At 60.1% G+C, this 22,219-nt stretch carries 12 protein-coding genes and 7 pseudogenes; 9 read left to right on the top strand and 10 right to left on the bottom strand.

Annotated elements, in window-relative coordinates:
* From NKI47_RS33120 to NKI47_RS33105, 4 genes and pseudogenes are all read right to left on the bottom strand, one after another.
* Window positions 1-607 (bottom strand): IS256 family transposase (locus tag NKI47_RS33120; protein ID WP_352595693.1); only part of this gene is annotated, 607 nt, incomplete at its 3' end.
* Window positions 608-1,167: 560 nt separating this feature from the next.
* Entirely contained in the window at window positions 1,168-2,766 is a 1,599-nt protein-coding gene (locus tag NKI47_RS33115; RefSeq protein WP_352595690.1) for a N,N-dimethylformamidase beta subunit family domain-containing protein, read from the bottom strand.
* Between the two features lie 141 nt (window positions 2,767-2,907).
* Window positions 2,908-3,039, bottom strand: a pseudogene (locus NKI47_RS33110) (ABC transporter permease); the annotation flags it as partial.
* A gap of 3 nt (window positions 3,040-3,042) precedes the next feature.
* A complete protein-coding gene (locus tag NKI47_RS33105; protein ID WP_352595687.1) occupies window positions 3,043-4,638 on the bottom strand; it encodes an ABC transporter substrate-binding protein in 1,596 nt (531 codons plus the stop codon).
* A 996-nt stretch (window positions 4,639-5,634) separates the two neighbouring features.
* Between NKI47_RS33105 and NKI47_RS33100 the strand changes: the two are divergent.
* Window positions 5,635-5,910 (top strand): annotated as a pseudogene (locus NKI47_RS33100) (ATP-binding protein); the annotation flags it as partial.
* 542 nt (window positions 5,911-6,452) lie between these two features.
* Here the strand turns inward: NKI47_RS33100 and NKI47_RS33095 are convergent.
* From NKI47_RS33095 to NKI47_RS33085, 3 genes are all read right to left on the bottom strand, one after another.
* Window positions 6,453-7,718: a serine hydrolase domain-containing protein gene (locus NKI47_RS33095; RefSeq protein ID WP_352595684.1), complete on the bottom strand. Its 1,266-nt coding sequence runs from the start codon at window positions 7,716-7,718 to the stop codon at window positions 6,453-6,455.
* A gap of 91 nt (window positions 7,719-7,809) precedes the next feature.
* Window positions 7,810-9,294 carry a M81 family metallopeptidase gene (locus NKI47_RS33090; RefSeq protein WP_352595681.1) on the bottom strand — a complete coding sequence of 495 codons (1,485 nt, stop codon included), beginning with the start codon at window positions 9,292-9,294 and terminating at the stop codon, window positions 7,810-7,812.
* Between the two features lie 359 nt (window positions 9,295-9,653).
* Window positions 9,654-9,950, bottom strand: a complete 297-nt coding sequence (locus NKI47_RS33085; protein WP_352595678.1) for a hypothetical protein — start codon at window positions 9,948-9,950, stop codon at window positions 9,654-9,656.
* A 217-nt stretch (window positions 9,951-10,167) separates the two neighbouring features.
* On the opposite strand from NKI47_RS33085, the pseudogene NKI47_RS33080 reads away from it, so the two are divergent.
* The 4 pseudogenes from NKI47_RS33080 to NKI47_RS33065 all read left to right on the top strand — a co-directional run.
* Window positions 10,168-11,274: pseudogene (locus NKI47_RS33080) on the top strand (IS5 family transposase).
* A 1-nt stretch (window position 11,275) separates the two neighbouring features.
* Window positions 11,276-11,620, top strand: a pseudogene (locus NKI47_RS33075) (hypothetical protein).
* Between the two features lie 119 nt (window positions 11,621-11,739).
* Window positions 11,740-12,453: pseudogene (locus tag NKI47_RS33070) on the top strand (IS110 family RNA-guided transposase); the annotation flags it as partial.
* Window positions 12,453-12,950 (top strand): annotated as a pseudogene (locus tag NKI47_RS33065) (transposase); the annotation flags it as partial. The pseudogenes NKI47_RS33070 and NKI47_RS33065, both read left to right, overlap by 1 nt.
* A 19-nt stretch (window positions 12,951-12,969) precedes the next feature.
* On the opposite strand, the pseudogene NKI47_RS33060 reads toward NKI47_RS33065, so the two are convergent.
* The 3 genes and pseudogenes from NKI47_RS33060 to NKI47_RS33050 all read right to left on the bottom strand — a co-directional run.
* Window positions 12,970-13,215, bottom strand: a pseudogene (locus NKI47_RS33060) (ABC transporter permease); the annotation flags it as partial.
* Window positions 13,215-14,822, bottom strand: coding sequence for an ABC transporter substrate-binding protein (locus NKI47_RS33055; RefSeq protein WP_352595675.1), 1,608 nt, complete (start codon window positions 14,820-14,822; stop codon window positions 13,215-13,217). The pseudogene NKI47_RS33060 and the gene NKI47_RS33055, both read right to left, overlap by 1 nt.
* A gap of 853 nt (window positions 14,823-15,675) precedes the next feature.
* Window positions 15,676-15,939: a hypothetical protein gene (locus NKI47_RS33050; protein WP_352595672.1), complete on the bottom strand. Its 264-nt coding sequence runs from the start codon at window positions 15,937-15,939 to the stop codon at window positions 15,676-15,678.
* 1,438 nt (window positions 15,940-17,377) lie between these two features.
* On the opposite strand from NKI47_RS33050, the gene NKI47_RS33045 reads away from it, so the two are divergent.
* From NKI47_RS33045 to NKI47_RS33030, 4 genes are all read left to right on the top strand, one after another.
* Window positions 17,378-18,325: an aminotransferase class IV gene (locus NKI47_RS33045; protein WP_352595698.1), complete on the top strand. Its 948-nt coding sequence runs from the start codon at window positions 17,378-17,380 to the stop codon at window positions 18,323-18,325.
* 322 nt (window positions 18,326-18,647) lie between these two features.
* On the top strand, window positions 18,648-19,835 hold the full coding sequence (locus NKI47_RS33040; protein WP_352595669.1) for a glycine C-acetyltransferase: 1,188 nt from the start codon (window positions 18,648-18,650) through the stop codon (window positions 19,833-19,835).
* On the top strand, window positions 19,835-20,104 hold the full coding sequence (locus NKI47_RS33035; protein WP_352595666.1) for a hypothetical protein: 270 nt from the start codon (window positions 19,835-19,837) through the stop codon (window positions 20,102-20,104). The genes NKI47_RS33040 and NKI47_RS33035 overlap by 1 nt, the downstream gene beginning before the upstream one ends.
* Window positions 20,105-20,107: 3 nt before the next feature.
* Window positions 20,108-21,763: an MFS transporter gene (locus tag NKI47_RS33030; protein WP_502898117.1), complete on the top strand. Its 1,656-nt coding sequence runs from the start codon at window positions 20,108-20,110 to the stop codon at window positions 21,761-21,763.
* The last annotated feature ends 456 nt before the right edge of the window (window positions 21,764-22,219 follow it).

The raw sequence follows: 22,219 nt of genomic DNA, 5'->3' as shown, positions 1-22,219 counted from the left end.
GGTTGGCCAGCTCCACGCCCAGAACCTGGCGCCGGCCCTCCCAATCCACGCCGATCGCCACCAGCACCGCCTGGCTGGCGATCACGCCCGCCTCGCGAGCCCGCTCGTAGCGCGCGTCCAAGATGAGATACGGATAGCTTTCCTCAAGCCGCCGCGTGAAGAGCGCCTTGAGCGCCTCATCCAGCCGCATCGTCGCCTCGCTCACCGTCGAGGCCGAGAAAGAATGCCCGCACAGTTCCTCCGTCACCGCCTTCACCTTGCGGGTCGAGACGCCTTGTACGTACATCTCGACCAGCGCCGACACCAAGGCCTTCTCCGAACGCTGGTAGCGCTCAAACAACTCCGTCGAGAACCGGCCCGTCCGATCCTGCGGAACGCGAAGTTCCAGCACCCCGACCCGCGTCACCAGCTTGCGCTCGTAATACCCGGACCGGTAACTCGTCCGCTCCGCCGTCCGCTCGCCTTTCTCGGCCCCGATCGCCTCCGTCATCTCGGCTTCCAGAGCCTCCTGCACGACACCCTGCAATGCTTGGCGAAAGCCGTCCTCATCCGACAGCAGCAACGCTTTCAACTCGCCTCTGCTCAGTCTAACGTCTCGATTGGTCATGGCACTTCCCCTTCCACGGGAATCGGTGATCGCAACGTCACCACCGTGCCATGGCCGCTCGCCCCTCAGAGCAGGCGCCGTTCTCTCTCCAAAACTTTTTGCAGAACCTTCAGGACACTATCCCTGGATCGAGATTCGCATTGCCCTCGGGATCCGGGGGCTATCAAGCCGTACGCCGACTGGGGAGCAACGCTGGGCGGTCTATGCAGAGACACTGATTGGCCAGCAAAGGCGGGCGCAGGAGCCATCTATTACCCGCATATCTTGCAGATGAGGCATCCTTTATGGCACGGCATACTGTCTGAGAGCTCTGCACATTATGGCAGGTTCCCATCAGCAAGCGCCGGGTAAGGCGGTTAGCTTTTCATTTGACGGGATCCCGGTTGGCCCCGATTGGATGAATGCTCTCTTATATTGTCGAGCAAATCCACCTCACAATCGATCGCCGCTCTTTCACGACCCGCACCAACATTCCGCTTACGGCGGGCTGGCCCGGGAGACGAGGCAGGGAAGAGAACCGGCATCGCGGTTTTTGTATCGGAAACCGCCGCACATATTTCCTACCTGCGGCCGAGATAGCGATTAAGCACGTTGCAGGTCACCCGTTCGACCATGGCGTCCTTTCTCAGAAGGCCAGCCACCCATTCGCAGCTCCCGGCATGGAACACCTCACCCTCGCCGCGCTTGAAATTGACGATCATCCCGTTGGAACGTTTGACCTTTTCGAGATTGGCGTCACTCGCATCGCCGAACAGCGTCTCGGCGACAAAAGGGCCGTCGTAGTCACCGAGGTTGGCGATCCCGACAGCAAGGACTTCGAGTCCACTCGCCGCGCCACTCGTAGGCGAAGGGTAGGGCAGCCCGTTGCGGATTTCGTAGTCCAACCCGTCCACCTCATAGCCATAAATGTGGCTCTCGGCGCCGAGCACGTCGCCGTAAAAAAGCCCGGTCCCGGCGAAGGCCCAGTGGTCCGGCCGATAGACCGGAAAGCCTCGTACGCCGCGAGGCGCGCGGTCGGCCCAGCCGGCATAGAGACCATTGGTGGCGTTGAGACCGAAAGTCATTACGCCGGGCCGAGCGATCTCCGGCGCTTCCCAGGAATTAGTCGCGCGGCGCACGTCGCCTGACCTGTAGGCCGGATCTTCTGCGCGGGCGCGATATTTATAGCAGACCTGCCGGCGACCCTCCTCCTCCAGCCTGGCCTGCCACATGAAGTTGCCCGCGAAACGCGCGACATGGCCGCCCTGATCAACAAAGGCGTCGACCGCGTCGCGCATTTCCCAAGTCCAATACTCGTCGTGGCCGACGAACACGGCGCAGTCATAGTCGAGCAGGATCTCCGGCGAGAAGTGCAACTCGTGCTGACTGGCAAGATCGACATCGTAACCGGCGCGCTCGGCGAAGCGGAAGAAATGGCTGTCGTAGCTCGCCCATCCGGCGGAGGCATATTTCTTGGAATGGCCCGAGGCGTAGGCCCATTCCTGGTGCGGACGGCGTGGCTCGGCCATGGGCGGCATCGCCACCTCCAGCGGCACGCGTGGCGCTTCGGGTGGCAGCACAATGAAGCCGCGGCACCATGGCCGCTGCGTTGAGACAACCGGGGAATAGAGATCGCGGTTCGGCCCGGTGATGCCTTCATAGTGGTTGGAACCGCCCCAGGTGTTGTAGGCGAGCCATGTGCCGGTCGCCGCCACCTGCAGGATGCGGCCCTGCTTCCTGCCGGACCGAGGCAGCACGATGAAAAGATGGTAGCACTGAATCGGCGTGCCGTTGCGGCATTCCGCCGTAAGCCGAATCCGATAGGCGCCTGAAGGCCAGTTCTCTCCAACACCGAACTCCAGCGAGGTATCCCAGCCGCAGCCTTCCACGGAGCACTGATCGGGCGTGTCCTGCCAGCGGGAGGCAAGGCCACACTTTTCCAGAATCTTGGTTTCGTCCGCGCCGTCGCGCACGATTTCCATGGAAAAGGAAGGTACGGTCGAACTCACCTGCAGCCGCACTGTCTCGCCCGGCCCGTAGGAAAAACGGTCGCTGTAGCACCAGATCTCGCCGCGCGCGCCGTCCATGCCGGGCCGTTCGTAATAGTGGCTGAGCACCGCTTCGCGGCGCTGATCAGGCGTCAACCCGAAATCCGGGAAATCCTTTGGAAGCTCTGTCATGACGGCAATTGCCAATTCCATTCGGTCATCTCGGTTTTGAGCTCAATGGAGCATGATCGCGGGCGAGCCGTGACCAGCATCCCGTGAAGACGGCACGCCTATCAGTGCGACAAGATTTAGCTCAGGAATAGCTTCGTCCGCCGTGGCCGACTTGCCGGCGATCATCGCCGCAGGGTCGCCCGGCGCCAGCCTGAGCAGCAGGAAAACGAAGATCCCGACCATCGTCATGACGGCGATGGTCGAAACAATTCTGCGAAGGATGTAACCAGCCATCGCTCAGGCTTTTTCCATGTTCCACATCGGGATGACATCCGGCATGCCGATGAGGCCGGTGAGCGTCTTACGGCGTGCGATTGGCGCCGTATATTGGCCCAGCAGAACCTCAGGCACATAATTCCACCCTATTCGCTGCATCTTGCGGGCCAGAGCCTTGCGCTCATCCACCGTCTCGACATCGACCCATTTGGCACGAAGGGCCTCATACTCATCGCTCTGTGGCCAGCCGTACCATGCTTTCTCGCCATTCAGCGCGAGATGGGATGTAGTGATCGGATCGCCGCGAGCGAAGTCGGCGTCGCTTGTTATAAAGACGCTCCAGCCCCCATCCTCGATGGGGCCCTTATTTGATCGGCGTGCGGCAAGCCCGTTCCAGTCGCTCGGGGCAAGCTCGGAATTAACCCCGATCTTACGCAGAGCATCTGCTAAAATTTGCGAAGTGTTGCTGCCGTCTGCCCAGTCCGTCGGCTGAAGAATGACGACTTTTTCGCCAGCATATCCTGCCTCCTTGAAGAGCTGCTTTGCCTTCTCCGGGTCGCCTCCCTGTTTCAACCATCCGGCGTTTTCGTCATTAGATACGGGATTACCGCTGCCAAAAAATGACGTGACGGTATTCGTGTATTTCGGGTCTTGGGAAATCACTCGCAAGAACGCTTCTTGATCGACCAGGTGAAGCACTGCTTGTCGCGCCTTTACATTATCGAACGGCTTTTGCAAGCAATTGATGCGCAGGAAAAAATCCTGGCCATACTTGTAGAGAACCTGGAGCTCAAGGTTTGGATCGCCTTCAATGGTTGGGAAGAGATCGGCGGGCGGCGTCTCATAAAAATCAATCTCACCCGCCTGCAGGGCTGCGATAGCGGTCTGCGGATCTCCAATATTGTCCCAGATCACGCGGTCGACCTTGACGATCTTGCCACCGGCCAATCCGTCGGACGGCTCCTGGCGTGGTACATATTTATCATTGCGGTCGTAAGTGAAGCTGGCGCCCGGCCTGGCGAGAGCTTCATTGAACTTGAACGGTCCCGATCCGATGTTGGCGGCCACTGCTTCCGTTGCCGGCTTATCCGCATCCTTCTCGCGCATGACGTAGAGGAACTGCGCCAGGACATTGGGAAGAAGCCCCAGAGGTTCCTTGAGCGCGATGGTGAAAGTCTTATCGTCCTTCTTCGAGATATCCTGGACCCGCGTCATCATAAAGCGGCCTCCAGGCTTTATTTGGGCCCAACGCCGGATTGAGGCCACACAATCCGCCGCTGTAACAGGTGCGCCGTCGTGCCAGCCCAGGCCATCGCGGAGCTCAAAGATGTAAGTCTTCTTGTCATCCGAGGCGCTCCACTTTCCCACCATCTGCGGCTGCGGCATAAACTTAGAATCGAGCGCGAACAGGGTGTCGTAGATCGCGTACGCATGGTCGGAGGTGTTGCCAGAAGTGGTAAGAACGGGATCGAGTACGCTCGGTATGCTGCCTGCCTTCACCATGCGGACCGTCCGGTCGGCGTTTGGTGATGTCTGTGCCCGCAGGACGGAAGGGATCGATAAAGCCGCTCCGGCGGCAATACCCGCCTTGAAGAGATTGCGTCGAGAAATCGTCATCTTTCAGTTCCCCTTTTTGAGCCACTGGCGCGGTTAATCCGCCCTTATTGGGTCTGCCATGCACGATCGAAGCACTCGCTTGTCGTGACTTGGGCTGCGGTATTCTGGAATGCTATCACTTGGATGAGAGAATTTGCCTCAAAATGCGACGACTGCTGAAATGCGAGCTGCACAAAGCCGCGTGGCCTGAAATGTTTTGGCGCTCTTGGGAACGCAATGGCGGCGCGTCTCGCACACCCAGGAAGCCGCACGACGCGTTAAGCCATGAGCTTCCGCCATTAAGCTCCAAACGTGATCTCGAACGCCTGGATCGAGATTCACCTTGGCCTCGGACCCGGGCTGGATCAAGCCATGCACGGCATTCGGGAGCAACGCTGGTGGTCGGAGCGCGGGAGTGTCGTCCTTATCGCTAATGCCACGGGGGATATTCTACTTATCCTCTCCCGTGAGCCAGATGTTGATATTCTTGGCGGCCAGATGAACTGATCGGGATCCCGATCCAGTACTTCCTCATGGTGTCTTGCCGATGGTGGGACAGGCAGGATCGCCGCTGAACACATTTGGACGCGGGCCCCTCGCTGTGTGCCCGTTCGTCTGCGACAGTGGAGCACTAACCACCCGCATTGGGAAAAGCTGCCGTATCGCAAAAAGCCGCGGCCCATCGATCGCGAAAGAAGATTTGACCCGGCGGATTCCGACAGTCGTCTATGTATTCTACTGCCCTACAGGCCGCGATACAGGCGTTGATCCGCCGAACGACTTGGTTGAGCCGGGAAGTAGCCGATCGGCTAGCTCTTGGATCCGCTTCGCCGGCTTGTCACCCTCACCATCCGGCAGGCGGCCGATGCCATGGCGCTGCACGTAAGCCATCCAATGACAAACGCGTCAGCTGCTTGTCGGCTGCACGCATAGAGGCAATCATCGAGCGGCAGCATATAGCGCCGGAGGCGACGATGACGGCCTCCTCCTCGGGCGAGCCGCCTCGTCCAATTCTTCGCGGAAGCCGAAGCCGTCGAGGCTGTAAAAGCCGGAAAGAGCGACTACTTCTCCACGCTCGCCGGCCTCAAAGCCGAACGAGAGGGACAACTGTGCGAACGTATCCGCTATCTGTTCCGCGCCCCGCTGCTAGTCGTCGACGAAATCGGCTATCTCTAGGTCGTGCGCGGCGGGGCAATCTCTTGTTCCAACTCGTCAACGCCCGTTACGAAAAGGCGCCATGATCCTCATCTCCAACCCGGCTTTGCCGAATGGGGTGAGGTCTTCGGCGAACCAAATTTCAGAGGCCGCCGCCATTCGCGACCGGGTGGTGTCTCCTTTGACGGTGATCCACCCGCGTCACGGCCTTGCGCGTCAGCGTCTGGAGCTCGTGTCGTCCCGTTCTGCGCGCGGTCCGGCCTTCGTTGTTCGACCTGACGGACGCCGCCGTTCAATTCGGCGCTTGGTGACCGACGTTGCCGTGGCGTGCGGAAGAACACGGCGCATCGAAATCGTTGGCTCGCATCAACGTCCGAACGTTGCTCACATTGCTGCACCATTTGAACCGCACCTTGGCCTCCCCTATTGAGGAGGACCGACGAACCGCTTTGAAGTGTAATTCGCCGATGACAGCTTGCGACGATTCGCGATGCGGTGCTGCCGGGCAGCCAAAAGACAACCGGATTCTGCTCCGCGCTTAGTCTAGTCTGGATCCCAGTCCACGCCGCGTCATCCAGCCACCGAGACCGACCGGCGTGCCGTCGGCATTCCAGCACACGGCGCCCGTCATTTTGCTGTCCGCATCGAAGCAGATCGCATTCATGCCGCCGCCAACGTCGTCAACCGCAGCCAAATGCGGACAGCGTCCGTCCCAGTTTCAGCATCATCGGGAGAGTGATCGGGATATTGCCGGTGCTTGGCGCGACTGGGTGAGACGCCAAGCGCGCTACCACCATCTCCACCTTCGGCGCAATATATAGCAGCTGGCCGTGCATACCTCTGCCTAGGAACGCATCAAGCTCGTCATGCGTGACCCACCATTGGCTGCGATACGCATAACCTTGAGCATCCACCCCAGGGGGGAATTTGGATGGCGCGTCGCCGTGTTGCACTCCCTCTATAACTGAAGAAGGAATCAGCTGTTTCCCGTTCCATTCGCCTTGGCGTCGCATGAGCTCGCCGAAGCGCGCCAAGTCGCGTGCGGTTGCCGAGAGGCCGGCGCCAGCCATCGCCGTGCCGGCGGGATCGACGAAGAGGTATCCGTCCTCTTCGCAGCCAAGTGGCCCCCACAGGCGTTCATGTAGCAGCTGCTCGAACGATCGCCCTGTCACCCGGCTCATGACCCAGGCCAGCGCATCGGTGTTCACAGTCTTGTAGTCAACGAATTCTCCGTGCTCGCCCTTCTTGCGGATGGTGCGCACGTAATCGCACAAAGTCCGGGGCCCGCTGTAGCCAGCTGGCCTAGGCCGCCAGCCGCAGGCCAGTGCATGCGCCCAGAAACTCGAGCCTTTGTCTTCGTAGACCTCGCCGTAGTCTAGGCCTGTCTGCATATTCATAACCTGACGCAACGTTGCGTCCTCGAACGCACTGCCGCGCAGCTCCGGCAAATACTGCACGAGCGCCTTGGCGTCGTCGAGTATGCCTTCATGTACGAGCGCTGCGGCGAGCGTACCGGCATATGACTTCGTAACCGAGTGCAGGGCATGCGGCAGGCGCGCCTCAAGCGCACCGAAATAGCGCTCGTAGACGATGCGCCCACGATGCAGCACCACGATCCCGTCCGTATAGGTCTCGTAGAGCGCCTCATCGAAACGGTGTACGCGCCCGTTCGCGTCGGCAAAAGTGAGCGCGTCGATGTCGCCTGTATTCTCACCGCGGTCGAGCAGCGTGGGTCTGCCTTGCCCACGCCACACGTTGACGGTCGGCACAAGCTCGCGCATATGCGAAAGCGACCAGCGGAGCTGCGGGAAATCGAGGAATTCGTCGCTCTCGAAAGTGATGCGCCTGTCGGTCGGTGGCGGCGCGCCGCGCATCCAGTGGAGTTCGTTTGGATCGGACGCGCGGCCGTCCAAATAGCGCCGCCCTTCGAATTCGACCATGTCCATCGATATTTTCTCTCGCTCGCTGTGAAACTGCGCACGTAGCGCAGTTTTCTGACAGAATCCTCCGGCCTGGACAGCTTAATTGGCACGCATCCTAGAGTTTGATGTCGTCAAGTGGCCAGATTGGACGGCGGACATGGCGGTATCTTGACGGGAGTGCTGCCCCCAACATCCCGCCCCCGTCGACCATGATCACCTCGCGAGCGACAGGTTCGAACGCCGCGCGGAAATGATGAGACGACTTCAGTGCTAGGGTCGCGCAGTGAAGCGGGTCAATCCCCAGGGAGGTGAGCTGGGCGAGGTCGGTCGCCTGGCCATTCCGCGATATCACCGCAACTTCGATGCCGCCTACACGTAGCATTAAGCTCGGGCCGTAATTGCGCCATGCTCCTCCGCCCATAGGTCCGTGGCACCGAAACTCGCCATCGGTGATGGAGACAATCTGCGCTTCGAGATCCAGCGGGCCCCCACCCATCTCGGGAGCCTGCCTGCCGCCGAGCACGATGCGCCCCTTGTTGCCGACGCCGATGGCGATGCCAGCCTGCACGGCTGCCGGATCGAAGATCGCATGGAAGGCTGCGTTCTGGAGGTCCGCTTCAATCATCCTGCGCAGTAGGTTCGTCGCGTCGCCATAAGCGCCGCCCCCGGTATTATCGCTATTATCAGCTAGCACCAGAGGTTTATCCGCATGTGCCTCGCCGGACTTGGCGCATTCCACCGCCTGGGCGACGCTGGCGGCTGTCCAAGGGGAAGAAATAAACTCACGCGTCTCCCAGGCGTAATCCATAAAATCCTCAGCGATACGCTGCGCCTCCGTGGTATTGCCATCGGCAGTAACGGTGACGCTGGGCCCGACATCGTAAATGTCGCTAAGATCGAATCCGGCGCAGACGCTGACCACGAGCGCCTTTCCGGAGGCCTCCAGCGCCTCGCCGCGATCAATCAGTTTGCGCATCGGGCCCACCTGAGTGCGCCCGCCATCGAGTCCGGACAGCATCGGGCGCTTGGCGACGACAGTGCGGGGACGAATTTCACCGCGCAGGGCGCGGTCGAGCAGTTCAGCCCCCTGCCAGGCGCGTTCATAGTAGTCTATATGAGGATACGTGCGAACGGCGATCAGCGCTGAGGCGTTTGCCGCCATCTTCGCCGTGACGTTGGCGTGCAGGTCGAGCGTGGCGACGATCGGCGCATCGGGCCCGAGCAGGGCCCGCAGCCGGGCAAGGATCTCGCCTTCCGGGTCCTCGCATCCCTCGGCGACCATTGCACCGTGCAGGTTGATGAGTGCGCCATCACAGGCCTGGGCGCCTCCAAGGAACCAGGCGCAGAGTTGCTCGAATGTTTCTTTAGTTACCATGCCCCCAGGGTTGGCGCTAGCGACGAGCGGATGAGAGAGTGTCCAGCCGAATTTCTCCGCGGCCTCGAACGCCGCGCCCAGCACCGTGCGAGTGCGCCGACGCGCCAGCGGAATCTCGTCGCCCACCAGCAAGGTGCGGGCCCGGAATTGTTCGAGCGTGGTCGGTAGCTTGTTGAACGTGTTTGCCTCGTGTTCGATCTCGCCAGTGAGGACGCGGTAGCTCATGGGAACCTCTTCAAGGAATGGCGCCCGAGATATAGGGTTCCGGACGAGGGATGCTCTTGTGTTCGATTCCCCTATCGTCCTTTCAACAATTTTCCGACACGAGGGGTAACAACTATTGTTTGATAGAACCTAAGAGAGGAAAATTTGCGCCAAAATGTGCTGGCTGCTGCAATGCGGACCACGCAAACTGGGCGCGTTTGAAATGAATACTCGTGCAAAGCCGATACTGGCGAAAAAAGCACTTGCAAAAAAGTGGACCTTACGGACTTCTTCACGGAGTACCTCTGTGCCACCTGAATACCCCGGCCACCATGCCCGCCTTCGAGGTGCGGCCTGCGTATGTGCGGCTCGTTGCCAGTCTATCTTCCTCGCCAGGCGGGCCGCGGGTCGCGATGGGATCGAATCAGGCCGTCCATGTCCTGCATGACGACGTTGTCGAAGCTGCGGTTGTAGCCGGCGATGATGCGGATTAGGAGCCCGCCCATGGCCGCGCACCCGCCGAGCAACCCAACCATGAGTGAGATGCGGGCGCCGAAGATCGATCGCGCAAACACATCCTGGCCCAGTTGCCGCTTCCGAACGTTCACCGGATCGCCGGCGTAAAGCGGGGCGGCGAGTGCCGGGGCGGCGAGTGCCAGAATGACCAGGAGCGACAAAAGGCCGCCGCCTGTCAAAACCAGCGGATGGCGCTTAGCCAGACGGGGAAGGTCAGATATGCGGAGGCGGCCCGTTGGGCGTATTCAACTGGTGCCGACAAAATCGTCATATCAGTACCGGGTACGGGGATCGATTAAGGATAGCAGCCTGTTGAAAAAGGCACTCGCCACCGGACCGCAGCGGTGATTCGGTTCCGAAGGGATTCGGAGGTGACGAGTGCGCGGCGGCGACGATCGAACTGGCGAACTGTTCAGCTATGTTGACCTTGAGGCGCGGGTGCGGCGCAATCATCCGTTGCGGGCGATCCGGTTAATCGTGAGCGAGGCGCTGTCGGCGCTGGAGTGGGACTTCGCGGCGCTGTATTCGCCGATCGGACGGCCATCGATCCCGCCGGAGAAGCTGCTGCGGGCAGTGCTGTTGCAGGCGTTCTGTTCGATCCGCTCGGAGCGGCTGTTGATGGAGCGGCTGGAATACGACCTTCTGTTCCGCTGGTTCGTCGGGGTTGGCGTGGACGATGCGGCCTGGGATCATTCTGTGTTCTCCAAGAACCGCGACCGGTTGCTGGAGGGCGACATCGCCCCAAAGTTCCTGAGCGTGGTGCTGGCGCAGCCCAAGGTGAAGAAGCTGCTGTCCACGGATCACTTCTCGGTCGACGGGACGCTGATCGAGGCCTGGGCATCAATGAAGAGCGTGAAGCCGAAGGACGGCTCGGGTGAAGCGCCGAAGGATGGCTCGGGCGAGCCGCCGGCAGAGGGCGGCGGGCGCAATACGGAGGCAGACTTCCATGGCCAGAACCTTCGAACGAGACACATGTCTCGACCACCGATCCGGACGCAAGGCTCTATCGCAAGGGGCGGGGCAAGGAGGCAAAGCTCTGCTTTATGGGACATGGGCTGATGGAGAACCGCCATGGCCTGGTGGTTGATGCTTGCCTGACGCTGGCAGACGGGCATGCCGAACGGGTGGCGGCGCTGCACATGATCGAGCTCCGGGCCGACCGGCCGCAAGCGATCACGCTCGCCGCAGACAAGGCCTACGATGCGGAGGATTTCGTCAACGAACTGCTTCGATGAAGGTGACGCCGCATGTGGCGCAAAACACCAGCGGCCGTAGTTCGGCCATCGACGGGCGCACCACCCGGCATAGCGGCTATGCCGTCAGTCAGCGTATTCGCAAGCGCATGCGTTCGGCTGGATCAAGACGGTCGCCGGTCAGCGCCAAACCAAGTTCCGCGGCCGGGACCGCGTCGGATGGGGCTTCACCTTCGCTGCCGCCGCCTACAATCTGGTGCGGCTGCCGAAGCTCATCGCTGGGACCAACTGACATGGCCAAGATTCCAGCCATCGCCAAGGCCTTTGCCGGTCGCTGGCGTATCGTCGAAATGGATGTCTGGGACAACGGCTTCCTCGATCTCGTCTAAGAGGCGCATCTGACGTTCAAAGGCGCGGCGGACTGCGAGATCGGCTTCGGCGCCCTCAAAGGCTTCCTTGATGTCCGCTACGGCGCACGAGACGGCTCGGCCTGCGCGGAGTTCTCGTGGGAGGGTCACGACGAAAGCGATCCCGCTTGCGATCGCGGATGGGCGATGATCGGCACCGCGGGTCGCCTCGTCGGCCACTTCTACATCCACAATGCCGACGATTCAGGCTTCGTCTGCGAGCGCGCCTGACTTCCTCAACAGATGGGGTGATTGGGGTCGGCCCCGAGCAGAAATGATGGCGGCTGCTCCTGTCGTGATGTGAGAACGTGGTCGATGTAGATCGCCACAAACATCAGGAAGGAGCAGCCATGAAGTATTTTGCCGGACTGGACGTGTCTTTGGAAGAGACCGCTATCTGCGTTATCGACGAGAGCGGCCGGATTGTGAAGGAAGGGCGGACGGCGAGCGAGCCGGAGGCGCTTTATGAGGCCTTGCGGAAAGTCGATCTGCCGCTGGAACGCGTCGGGCTCGAAGCCTGCTCTCTGGCGGCCTGGCTTTATGATGATATTCGCGCCGAAGGATTGCCGGCCATTTGCATTGAGACCCGACGGGCCAATGCAGCGATGAAGACGATGCCGAACAAGACGGATCGCAATGACGCCCGCGCCTTGGCGCAGATCATGCGCACCGGCTGGTACCGACAGGGCATGTGAAGAGTCAGCAGTGTCGGCTCTGGCGGTCCCTCCTCGTCGCACGACGCACGGTCCTCAATGAAATGCGGACGATCGAGAACGTAGTCAGGTCGATTCTGCGGGAGGCCGGCATCAAGCTTGGCACGCCAAGCCGTGCAGCCTTCGCCGATCGCGTGCGCGAGCTGATTGGCGCGGACAATATTGTCATGGCGCTGGTCGAGCCGCTCCTGGCGATCCTGGCCACGATGCTGCGCGAGTTCGGGCGACTAACAAAGCAGGTCCTCAATATCGCCCGCCAGGAGCAAGTCTGTCGGCGGCTGATGAGCGCGCCCGGCGTCGGGCCGATCCACCGCGCTCGCCTTCCGTGCCACGATCGATCAGCCGGGTCGAGAGACTACAATCTCAGCCATCCACGAGCCGAGGAATGGCTCCTCGTGGAATGGCCCGAAGGTGACAAGGAACCGCTCAAATACTGGCTTTCCACCCTCCCGGAAACGATGTCGCTGCGTGAGCTCGTCGCAACGACAAAGCTACGGTGGCGGATTGAACGGGATTATCGCGAACTCAAGCAGGAGCTGGGTCTTGGTCATTACGAGGGCCGAGGTTGGCGAGGCTTCCACCACCACGCCAGTCTCTGCATAGCGGCTTGCGGCTTCCTCCTCTCCGAACGGGAGACTATTCCCCCCTCAGCACTTGCCCGTCCCAAAAGCGGCGAGGAACCTCCCGTTCCCCGGTTTCCAGACCCGACAAGACCGCCCATTCGACCCGAGCGACACACCTCAAACTGGATCGCGACCCTGCGCCGAAAGCTCACCGTCGCTCTCGCTCGCAGAATGATACGATGTCCCTGCTGCGCCAGAGTACATCCTCATCATCGCCTCTTGTGACGCAGTAAGACTAGTCTAAGTCTAGACGCTGCGAGAACCGGTCGTCCGCCAAGATCGAGGTGCCGAAATCGCCGCGGAGCATGTCCGCACCCAACGCATGAAATGAATCGGCATAGGATCGTTCAGGCCCGGCTGTTCGCGGATGCCGGCGATCATCGCCGCAGGATCGCCGGGTGCCAGCCTGAGCAGCAGGGAAAACGAAGATTCCGACCATCGCCATGACGGCGATGGTCGAAACCAATCTGCGAAGGATATACCCCGCCATCAGGCCGAGGCTTTCCGCATGTTCCACATCGGGACGATCGCGGGCACGCCGATGAGGCCCGTGAGGGTCTTGCGGCGCGCGATCGGCGAGATGTATTTTCCCAACCTCACATCTCCGACGAACTCCCACCAAACTCGTTGCATCTTGCGCGCAAGCGCCTTGCGCTCTTCGAGTGTTGCGACATCTGCCCATTTGGCCCGCAGCACCTCATATTCGTCGTTCTTCGGCCAGCCGTACCAAGCTTGGTCGCCACTCGCGGTTAGGAGGGGGTCTGTGAGCGGATCGCCGAGCGAATAATCAGACTCGGTCGTGATGAACACGTTCCAGCCGCCGTCCTCAACGGGGCCTTTGTTCGCCCGACGCGTGGAGAGTGCACCCCAGTCCATCGACGCGAGCTCAGCGTTGACCCCAATCTTCAGTAGCGCTGCCGCTAGTAGCTGCGAGGCATTGTCACCCTCGTGCCAGTCCGTCGGATCGAGAATGACGACCTTCTCGCCGGCGTATCCGGCCTCCTTGAAGAGTTGCTTGGCTTTTTCCGGGTGGCCGCCCTTCTTGTACCATCCCGTATTTTCGTCGTTGGAAACCGGCGTAGTGTCTCCAAAGATCGAGGTGAGGCTATTGGAATATTTTGGGTCAGGGGCCATGACGCGCATGAACGCCTCCTGATCAATCAGGTGAAGCATCGCTTGGCGCGCCTTGACGTTGTCAAATGGCGGCTGCAGGAAATTCATGCGCACGAGCGCGTCCTGGCCCGCCTTGTCCAGAATCTGAAGTTCAAGGTTGGGATCGCTCTCGATCAAAGAGTAAAGATCGGCCGGCGGCAGCTCGAAGTAATCGACCTCACCTGCTTGCAAGGCCGCCATCGCCGTCTGCTGGTCGGCGATAACATCCCAGATGACGCGATCGACGTTGACGATCTTCCCGCCGGCCAATCCATCGGACGGCTCCTTGCGCGGTATATATTTTTCGTTGCGATCATAAGTGTAGCTTGCGCCTGGCTTGGCAAGAGCTTCGTTGAACTTAAACGGCCCCGATCCGATAGTCGTAGTCACCTGCTCGGTTGCTGGCCGATTCGCGTGCTGCGCGCGCATGATGAACAGGCATGGCGGCGTAAGGTCCGCCAAGAGATCGACCAGAAGTCCCAATGGCTCCTTGAGCGCGATCGTGAAAGTCTTGTCGTCCTTCTTCGAGATGTCGCTGGCGTGCGCCATGATCAGCTGTCCGCCGGGGGCCACCTGGCCCCAGCGACGGATCGAGGCGACGCAGTCTGCCGCGGTGACCGGGGTACCGTTGTGCCAGCGCAGGCCGTCCCGCAGCTCGAACGTATAAGTCTTCTTGTCGTCGGAGACGTCCCATTTCCCGACCATTTGCGGCTGCGGCATGAACTTCGAGTCGAGCGCAAACAGCGTGTCGTAAATCGCCGCGCCGTGGTCGGCGGTGATGTTCGTCGCCGTCCAGATCGGATCGAAGACGCGGAGGTCTCCCTTCACCATGCGGACCGTCCGTCCCGCGCTTGCCGCCGTCTGCGCCCGCAGGACGGAAGGGATCGATAAAGCCGTTCCGGCGGCCAAACCCGCCTTGATGAGATTGCGTCGAGAAATCGTCATCGTCCAGATCCCGTTTTTGAGCTACTGGTTTTGAGCTACTGACGCGTTAGCCCGCGGTTGTTTGGTCTTGTCGATACCACGATCAAAGGATTCTCTTCTCGCCTGATGGGCGGCGCCATCTTGGGAATGATATCACCTACTAGGTGAGAGAACTTGCGTCAAAATACGGCGACTGCTGAAATGCGAGCGGCACAAAGCCGCGTCGTTTGGATGCATCGCCGCGCGGTCTGAATGGAGTTGCGAAATCTCCGCCGTCGCATGGCGGAGTGTTCAAAAGGGAAAAGCTGACAAGATAAGAGAGGCTTCTGCCGTGCTCGACAAGGTGCTTGATCATGCAAGAGTCCGCATCGACGTCATACCGAGCAGCAGGCCGCACACCGCGCAGGACACTGCCCCCGTTGACGCGCAGATAATCGATCAGCACTTCGCGATTTGTGAGACACGAGGCTGTGTGGGATGGACGATCAAACTTGGGGACAGTGAGCGTGGCGATATGACCGGCGACCGATGGCTGAACTCTATTCACAGCGAGCCGGAGTAACGTAGACTTAGAGGCAGTCCCCAATCGCACTTAGAGGCGCCAGAGCACCGAAATTGAGCTTATCCATCGTGAGCTGGCAGCAACAGTACGATCAGGGGCCGGCGGTTTGAAGGCAACCAAGTCGAGCGAAAGATCGGGAGCATCAGCAGCACAACGTTGGCGGCGAAACCGGACTGCTCCCGCAACCCCTCTATACTAATTTCCCCAGTGGTGCCTTCAGTCTCCTGGCCCGATCCGCATACGCAGATGGCAGCGTTGCGGCCGCAGCTGGAAGAATGACACGCGTTTCACACGCTTCAATCTTGTGACACTTTAGATCGTCAGAGCCGCCTCGACCAGCTTCACCCAGTAGCCAATGCCGCGAGGCAACGCCTCGTCATTAAAATCAAATGGCGGGTTACGGGAATGATGTTGTAAGCTTGTGCGGCATTCAACCTTGTGACAGAAATCACCAGTGCTCCAACGGTCCGCTCTACGCGATACCAAGGTTTGCAGACCAAGGACGATCTGTGCTGCAATAATAGCGGGATCCATGGTGCGATGCGGCTCTGCCGCATGGCAGCCCTTGCCCTTCACGATGATATCAAAGTTGTCCTGCGAGCCCGGGCCAGGCAGATGCCGAATTTGCCAATATCAATACCTGGCTGGATATGCATTCCATAAACTTGGGATATGCCGAAGCGATCTATGGCTGACCATCCTCAGCGCGCCCGACGGCAGTTCGACCTCTCGGAACACAGTACAACTTTCGGCGAGTTGCGCTGCTGTCAGTCTGCGACTCGTTGCGAAGCGGCCGTTGCTTCGTAGACAGTTTTTCACATGGTGACCATGCAATCTCGAGGGCGCAGCCGATGCTCCGTCAGAATTGATCATCGCGGGAGAGACCGGCTCGCCCGGCGCCGAAGGAGCGTTGCGGAGGGGCATGCGCGGGGACGCCGCTGCACCCGAAAAGTATATCCCACCTGCCTCGAGACAAGCTTCACGTACGGCGGTCAGCCTCGGTTATAGAGCTGTGGGCGAACGCGATCGCAGGGAGTTCGAGGCGGCAGCTAAGGGTCCAGAGCGATGGGCGGGAACGGTTGCAACCGAGAGGTCCTCGGAATACGGTTGGTCGAAATTGGCCCGCTTTCGAGCGCAGCCGCGACGCAGATCGTCGTAGTGACATACACGTCCGATCAGGAATCGGGGGGGCGCCCAAAAGTGCACGCAGGCGCTCGCGTCCGCAGCCAAGGGGCAACTACTCGGCCGTCCTCACGCCGATTACGGAGTGAAGCTAATCATTTTTCCAACCAAGGGTTACTCGGTCACGCATTCCCATAGAAGGATCAAAAAGAAGTTCGGACCGCGAGCGTAACTGACCATCGTACAAGCTTGTTGCTGAAAATCTCGGAAACAGGTGACGTGTCGCGGGAACAGCTGAGCTCTCCGGCTACGCGTTGAACCTGAATGAGCGCTCATGACGAGCTATATGGCCGGATGGGGCCTATGATTGGACACCGGAGGTGGAACCTTGGATGAACCATGGGAGCCGCGCTCGGGAAAGCGAGGCGTTGACATAGTCGATAGTGACGGGCCTATCGTCGCGGGAAGTGCAAGTGTCAGCAGTTCAGCACAATGAGCCACCGCTCCCGTGCCGCCTTTGCGTTTACCTCGCCAGAGGGCCACCCAGACCAGATGGGTTAAGCGTCTGCCTGATCGAATTATTTCACTTTTATCCGTCAAGTGACCGTTGCGGCTCGCTGATCGTCTGAATTTGGCGTCCAACCTCGCGCCTTCCGCGCCAATATTACCGGTGCCGTAGCGATAGCTCGCAGCGATCAGCGTGCGAACAGGGGGGAACCCAATCCAGAAAGGAAGACGCGCCATGAGGCAAAGTTATTTCGAAGGCGTCGCACTCAGAGTGCTTCGGCTCCGCGATCGCAAGCTTCCAGCACATCTCATCAATCAGGCTCGTCTAGGCGCAGAGCAACCTACTTAGATAAGTGGATTGGAGGAATAAAGAGTGACTCTCTCGATGGAACCGTCTCTACCCGCGCTCCCGCCTGTCGACGAGCATCACGTTGATCGACGGCGCTATCCGGACGGGGTAGCATTCATGGATGGGCAATACCTGCCAATGTCCCAAGCCAAGATCTCGGTGCTCGATTGGGGTTTCCTGCACTCAGACGCCACTTATGACACAGTGCACGTCTGGAATGGCAGGTTCTTCCGGTTGGATTTGCATCTTGATCGTTTTTTGGGGGGGGTTGAACGTCTTCGAATGAAGCTTCCCTACGATCGCAAGAAAATCGAATCGATCCTCACAGTCTGTGTCGCTTTGTCGGGGCATAAGTCGGCGTACGTGGAGATGATCTGCACGCGCGGTTCTTCGCCGACCTTCAGCCGCGATCCCCGTCAGGCGGAGAACCGCTTCATCGCGTTTGCGGTCCCCTTTGGATCGGTCGCCAACAAGGCGCAGCTGGAAAGAGGCTTGCACGTCGCGATCAGCGAAACGGTCCGCATTCCACCTAAATCGGTCGATCCGGCGATCAAAAACTACCATTGGCTCGATCTGGTGAAGGGCCTTTTCGACGCCTACGACATGGGAGCGGAGACCGCGCTGGTCCTGGACACAAACGGGCACATCGCGGAGGGACCCGGCTTCAACGTGTTCTTTGTAAAAGACGGATGCTTGACGACACCCGCTTTTGGGATGTTGCCGGGCATCACGCGCCGGACTGTGTTCGACCTTTGCGCCGAAATTGGGTTGTCCGCCACGGCTGCTGATGTCAGTCGTGCTGGGATCAAAGGGGCTGACGAGGTGTTCATCACCTCGACTGCCGGCGGCATTATGCCCGTGACGCGTATCGACGACGCTGCGATCGCTAATGGGCAGGTCGGGCCCGTCACCCGCCGGCTGATGGATCTCTACTGGCAAAAGCATGATGATCTGTCATGGTCGACCGCCGTGGAATATCCGTGAGCTGAAATGAGCCATGCGACAGCAACTTGTCGAGCGGGCTCGTGACGACGACGATGAGCTGTCGTCACGCAAACTCCGAAAGTCGAGCAAGCGCGCTTCGGCGGGACTCCGCCGAGCGTGATGCGCGAGGGTGCGGCAACTTGCGGCGACGCCGAGCTCTCGTCCCGCACCGACGACGCTTACCTCAACGAGGCGACCGCCCCGTCTCGTCGCGCGCGCGATTGACTGAATCGGCCGCCGCTACCACCCGATGATGAGCGTCCAGTCCTCACCGATCAATTCTTGTGAGGGCTTACGTCATTCCGTTCCTGCGGAGTTGCTGATGAAGAATGCTATCATTGCCCATTTGTCGGCGGAACTGGCCGGCTTGAAGTCCGCGGGGCTGTACAAATCCGAGCGCATCATCACCTCGGCGCAATTGTCCGAGATCGAACTCGCGGATGGCAGCAAGGTCCTGAATTTTTGTGCCAACAACTATCTCGGGCTCGCCGATAATCAAGACCTGCGGGACGCGGCTAAGGCTGCGCTCGACCGCTATGGATACGGGATGGCGTCGGTCCGCTTCATCTGCGGCACTCAGGAAGAGCACAAGCAACTCGAGGCGCGCATTTCCTCATTCCTCAAGATGGAAGATGCAATCCTCTACTCATCCTGTTTTGACGCCAATGCTGGTTTGTTCGAGACGCTGCTCGGCGAGGAAGACGCTATCATTTCCGACGCGCTGAACCACGCCTCGATCATTGACGGCGTACGGCTTTCGAAGGCCAGGCGCTTCCGCTATGCCAACAATGACATGGAAGCACTGGAAGAAGAGCTGAAGAAGGCCGAAGGCAGTCGTTTCAAACTGATCGCGACCGATGGCGTGTTTTCGATGGACGGCATCATCGCCAATCTTGGCGGGGTTTGCGACTTAGCGGAGAAATATAGCGCCATGGTCATGGTCGACGACAGCCATGCGGTCGGCTTCGTCGGCAGGCATGGGCGCGGCTCGGCGGAGCATTGCGGCGTCGAGGGCCGCATAGACATCATCACCGGCACGCTGGGCAAGGCGCTCGGTGGCGCCTCGGGCGGCTACACGGCAGGCAAGCGCGAAGTCATCGACTGGCTTCGCCAACGCTCGCGGCCATACCTCTTCTCCAATACGCTGATGCCCGCCATTGCAGGGGCGTCGCTGAAGGTGTTCGATCTGATCGAGCATGGTGATGTGCTACGCGAAAAGCTCTTTGCCAATGCCGACCGCTTCCGCTCGAAGATGTCCAGGGCCGGCTTCGTGCTGTCTGGCGCGGACCATCCGATCATCCCTTTGATATTAGGCGATGCGACTCTCGCGCAGCAGATCGCTGAGAAGATGCTCCAACTCGGCATCTATGTGATCAGCTTCTCCTTTCCCATAGTACCAAAGGATCAGGCGCGCATCCGCACGCAGATGTCTGCCGCACATTCGAGTACGGATGTCGACCGTACCGTCGAGGCCTTCACGAATGTTGGTAGGGAATTGGGAGCCATCTGATGTTCAAGATCGTTGAAGACCGGAAAAAAAGCGGAGTGTCGTGCCGCCAAGAAGACGCTGGCGCAGAGGGCGTGGCGCTCATCGACCAAGGGCATGGGGGCATAACTAGGGTCGTCGGCGAAGGCCTGCCAACGCGCGCGATCGAGACAGCGCGCCTCCTTTTCGAACTCTGGACCGTCACTTACTCTTGGCTGAATCAACGCCGAAAACTGATAGACTTTCGTACACGCGAGTCAACGATACTGAGTAGCCAGAAGGCGTTGCTTTAAGCAATGAGCGAAGTGACTGGCGCAGATGCGGATGTAATTTCGCCAACGACCTTTGCGCCACTCATGCAGCCGACCTTTCGCTCGATCTGGCTCGCCACGCAAGTTTCCAGCCTCGGGTGGTTGATGCAGACCGTTGCCATCAGCTGGCTGATGGCGACGATCTCGACTTCCGATCTGATGGTTGCGCTGGTGCCGGCGTCATCGACGCTGCCCGCCTTCATTCTATCCGTGTTCGCCGGGGCCATCGCCGACAATTTCAGCCGGCGCCGGGTCATGTTCGCCGGCCGCTGCCTTATGGTGATTGCGTCCGCGATGCTGACCGCGTCCGTGGCGCTGGGCTTTCTCGACCCATGGATGATTCTCGGCTTCAGCTTCTTGATCGCATGCGGCGGCGCTCTCAACGATCCCGCCTGGCAGGCGTCGGTTGGCGATATGGTGGACCGGCGCGATGTTCCCGCTGCCGTTACCCTGCTTTCCGTTGGCTTCAACACCGTACGGACCGTGGGCCCGGCGCTCGGCGGCATGGTGGTTGCCTCATTCGGGCTTTTGGCCGCTTTTACCGTGACCACCCTCACCTATTTGGTGCCCTTGGCCACCATATGGCGCTGCAAGTGGAAGGTTCGCTCGTCCCCTCTTCCACGCGAGTCGATGAGGACGGCGATCTATGACGGACTGCGCTTCACGGCGATGTCATCGGAAATCAAGGCAGCGATCGCGCGCGGAACCCTCTTTGGCTTGGCGAGCATCGCCATACTCGCGCTGCTGCCGGTGGTTGTCCGCGACCAGCTGGGAGGAGGTCCGCTCGCCTATGGCGCGCTCATGGCTGGCTTCGGGACCGGTGCCGTCTTCGCCGGCCTCTCCAACAGCCTGTTCAGACGGAGCTTGTCGCAAGAAAGGCTGATGAGGCTCTCCTGCCTCGCCTGCGCGGCGTGCTCCCTCTCCCTGGCTCTGACCTCTTCGATCGCTGTGGCGGCAATTGCACTCGCCCTGGGCGGCGCCGGTTGGGTCACCGCCTGGTCGGGGGTTGGCGTGAGCGTGCAGCTGGCGAGCCCGCGCTGGGTCGGGGGGCGCACAATCTCGATCTACTACGCATTGATAGACGGCGGCATCGCGGCCGGCAGCTGGGTATGGGGCACGGTTTCCCAGAACCATTCGCTGACCTGGGCGCTAGAGGGTTCCGCTGCGGCCCTGCTGCTCGTTGCTGCAGCCGGCGTTCTGTTTCCTCTTCGCGAGCGCCGCGAGTCCGAGCCCGATCCTTTGGAGGAATTCGACGCCCCAGCTGTCGCTCTCAGTTTGAAGCCGAGAAGCGGCCCGATCGTGGTCAAGATCGAATATCTGATACCGGAAAAAAAACTTGAGGCTTTCCTCGATCTCATGCGCCAGCGCCGGCATGTACACAGCCGCGTCGGTGCACGGCATTGGACGCTCCAGCTCAACCTTCAGAAGCCTATGCAGTGGACAGAGACATTCCGCACGCCGACCTGGACAGACTACCTTCGCATGAACCATCGTCTCACCGAAGCAGACAAGGAACTGGACGAGCGTGTCTTCCAGTTGCATGCCGGAGGGCTTCCACCCCAGATCACGCTTTTGATCGAGCGACCGACAGACCCTGCTCGCAAACTAGAGCAATCAATTCCTTACCTTTCCCGCCATTGACCTCTTCTCAAGTGTGCGGGCCCGCAACGCTTTCCATACCGGCGCTGGCAAATGGTTCAAAACTGACGAGGCAGCCGACAGCCAAGCTTTCTAGCGGCTCCATGAGGGAAATAGAATGAACGGCGATTGCTGGTGCCGAGACGCTGTGGTGTTAGGATATGTCGGTCAACAGCATAGAGCAGCCATGATGGCAAATTTCTAACTCTTATGAAACATGCGGGCTCGATATTCCACAGTAGTGCCGCCACCTCGGAGCAAGGTATCTGGCGATAGATTTCTCCGCTCTCGGAGCTTGCCTCGGTGTTGAGGCCAGCCCGCGCGGCCGCCGTTTGTAAAGGCCTATCCCTATGGCCTGTGACCTGCCACTGAACTATCATCCAGTGGCGATTAGAGCCTTGGCCGTTTCTGTTACGCCTCTTGGCGCGGGTTGAGCCACCGGCGGAGGCGCGGAGCCTT

This window comes from Mesorhizobium sp. M0633 (assembly GCF_040320645.1).
Taxonomy (GTDB): Bacteria; Pseudomonadota; Alphaproteobacteria; order Rhizobiales; family Rhizobiaceae; genus Mesorhizobium.
Note: the sequence above shows the minus strand (reverse complement) of the source record. Positions and strands in the feature narration are given on the sequence as shown.

Excerpts from the sequence above, each read along its gene's own strand:
- NKI47_RS33115 (WP_352595690.1), bottom strand. The coding sequence starts at position 2,766 with ATGACAGAGCTTCCAAAGGATTTCCCGGATTTCGGGTTGACGCCTGAT.
- NKI47_RS33105 (WP_352595687.1), bottom strand. The coding sequence starts at position 4,638 with ATGACGATTTCTCGACGCAATCTCTTCAAGGCGGGTATTGCCGCCGGA.
- NKI47_RS33095 (WP_352595684.1), bottom strand. The coding sequence starts at position 7,718 with ATGGACATGGTCGAATTCGAAGGGCGGCGCTATTTGGACGGCCGCGCG.
- NKI47_RS33090 (WP_352595681.1), bottom strand. The coding sequence starts at position 9,294 with ATGAGCTACCGCGTCCTCACTGGCGAGATCGAACACGAGGCAAACACG.
- NKI47_RS33055 (WP_352595675.1), bottom strand. The coding sequence starts at position 14,822 with ATGACGATTTCTCGACGCAATCTCATCAAGGCGGGTTTGGCCGCCGGA.
- NKI47_RS33045 (WP_352595698.1), top strand. The coding sequence starts at position 17,378 with ATGGAACCGTCTCTACCCGCGCTCCCGCCTGTCGACGAGCATCACGTT.
- NKI47_RS33040 (WP_352595669.1), top strand. The coding sequence starts at position 18,648 with ATGAAGAATGCTATCATTGCCCATTTGTCGGCGGAACTGGCCGGCTTG.
- NKI47_RS33035 (WP_352595666.1), top strand. The coding sequence starts at position 19,835 with ATGTTCAAGATCGTTGAAGACCGGAAAAAAAGCGGAGTGTCGTGCCGC.
- NKI47_RS33030 (WP_502898117.1), top strand. The coding sequence starts at position 20,108 with ATGAGCGAAGTGACTGGCGCAGATGCGGATGTAATTTCGCCAACGACC.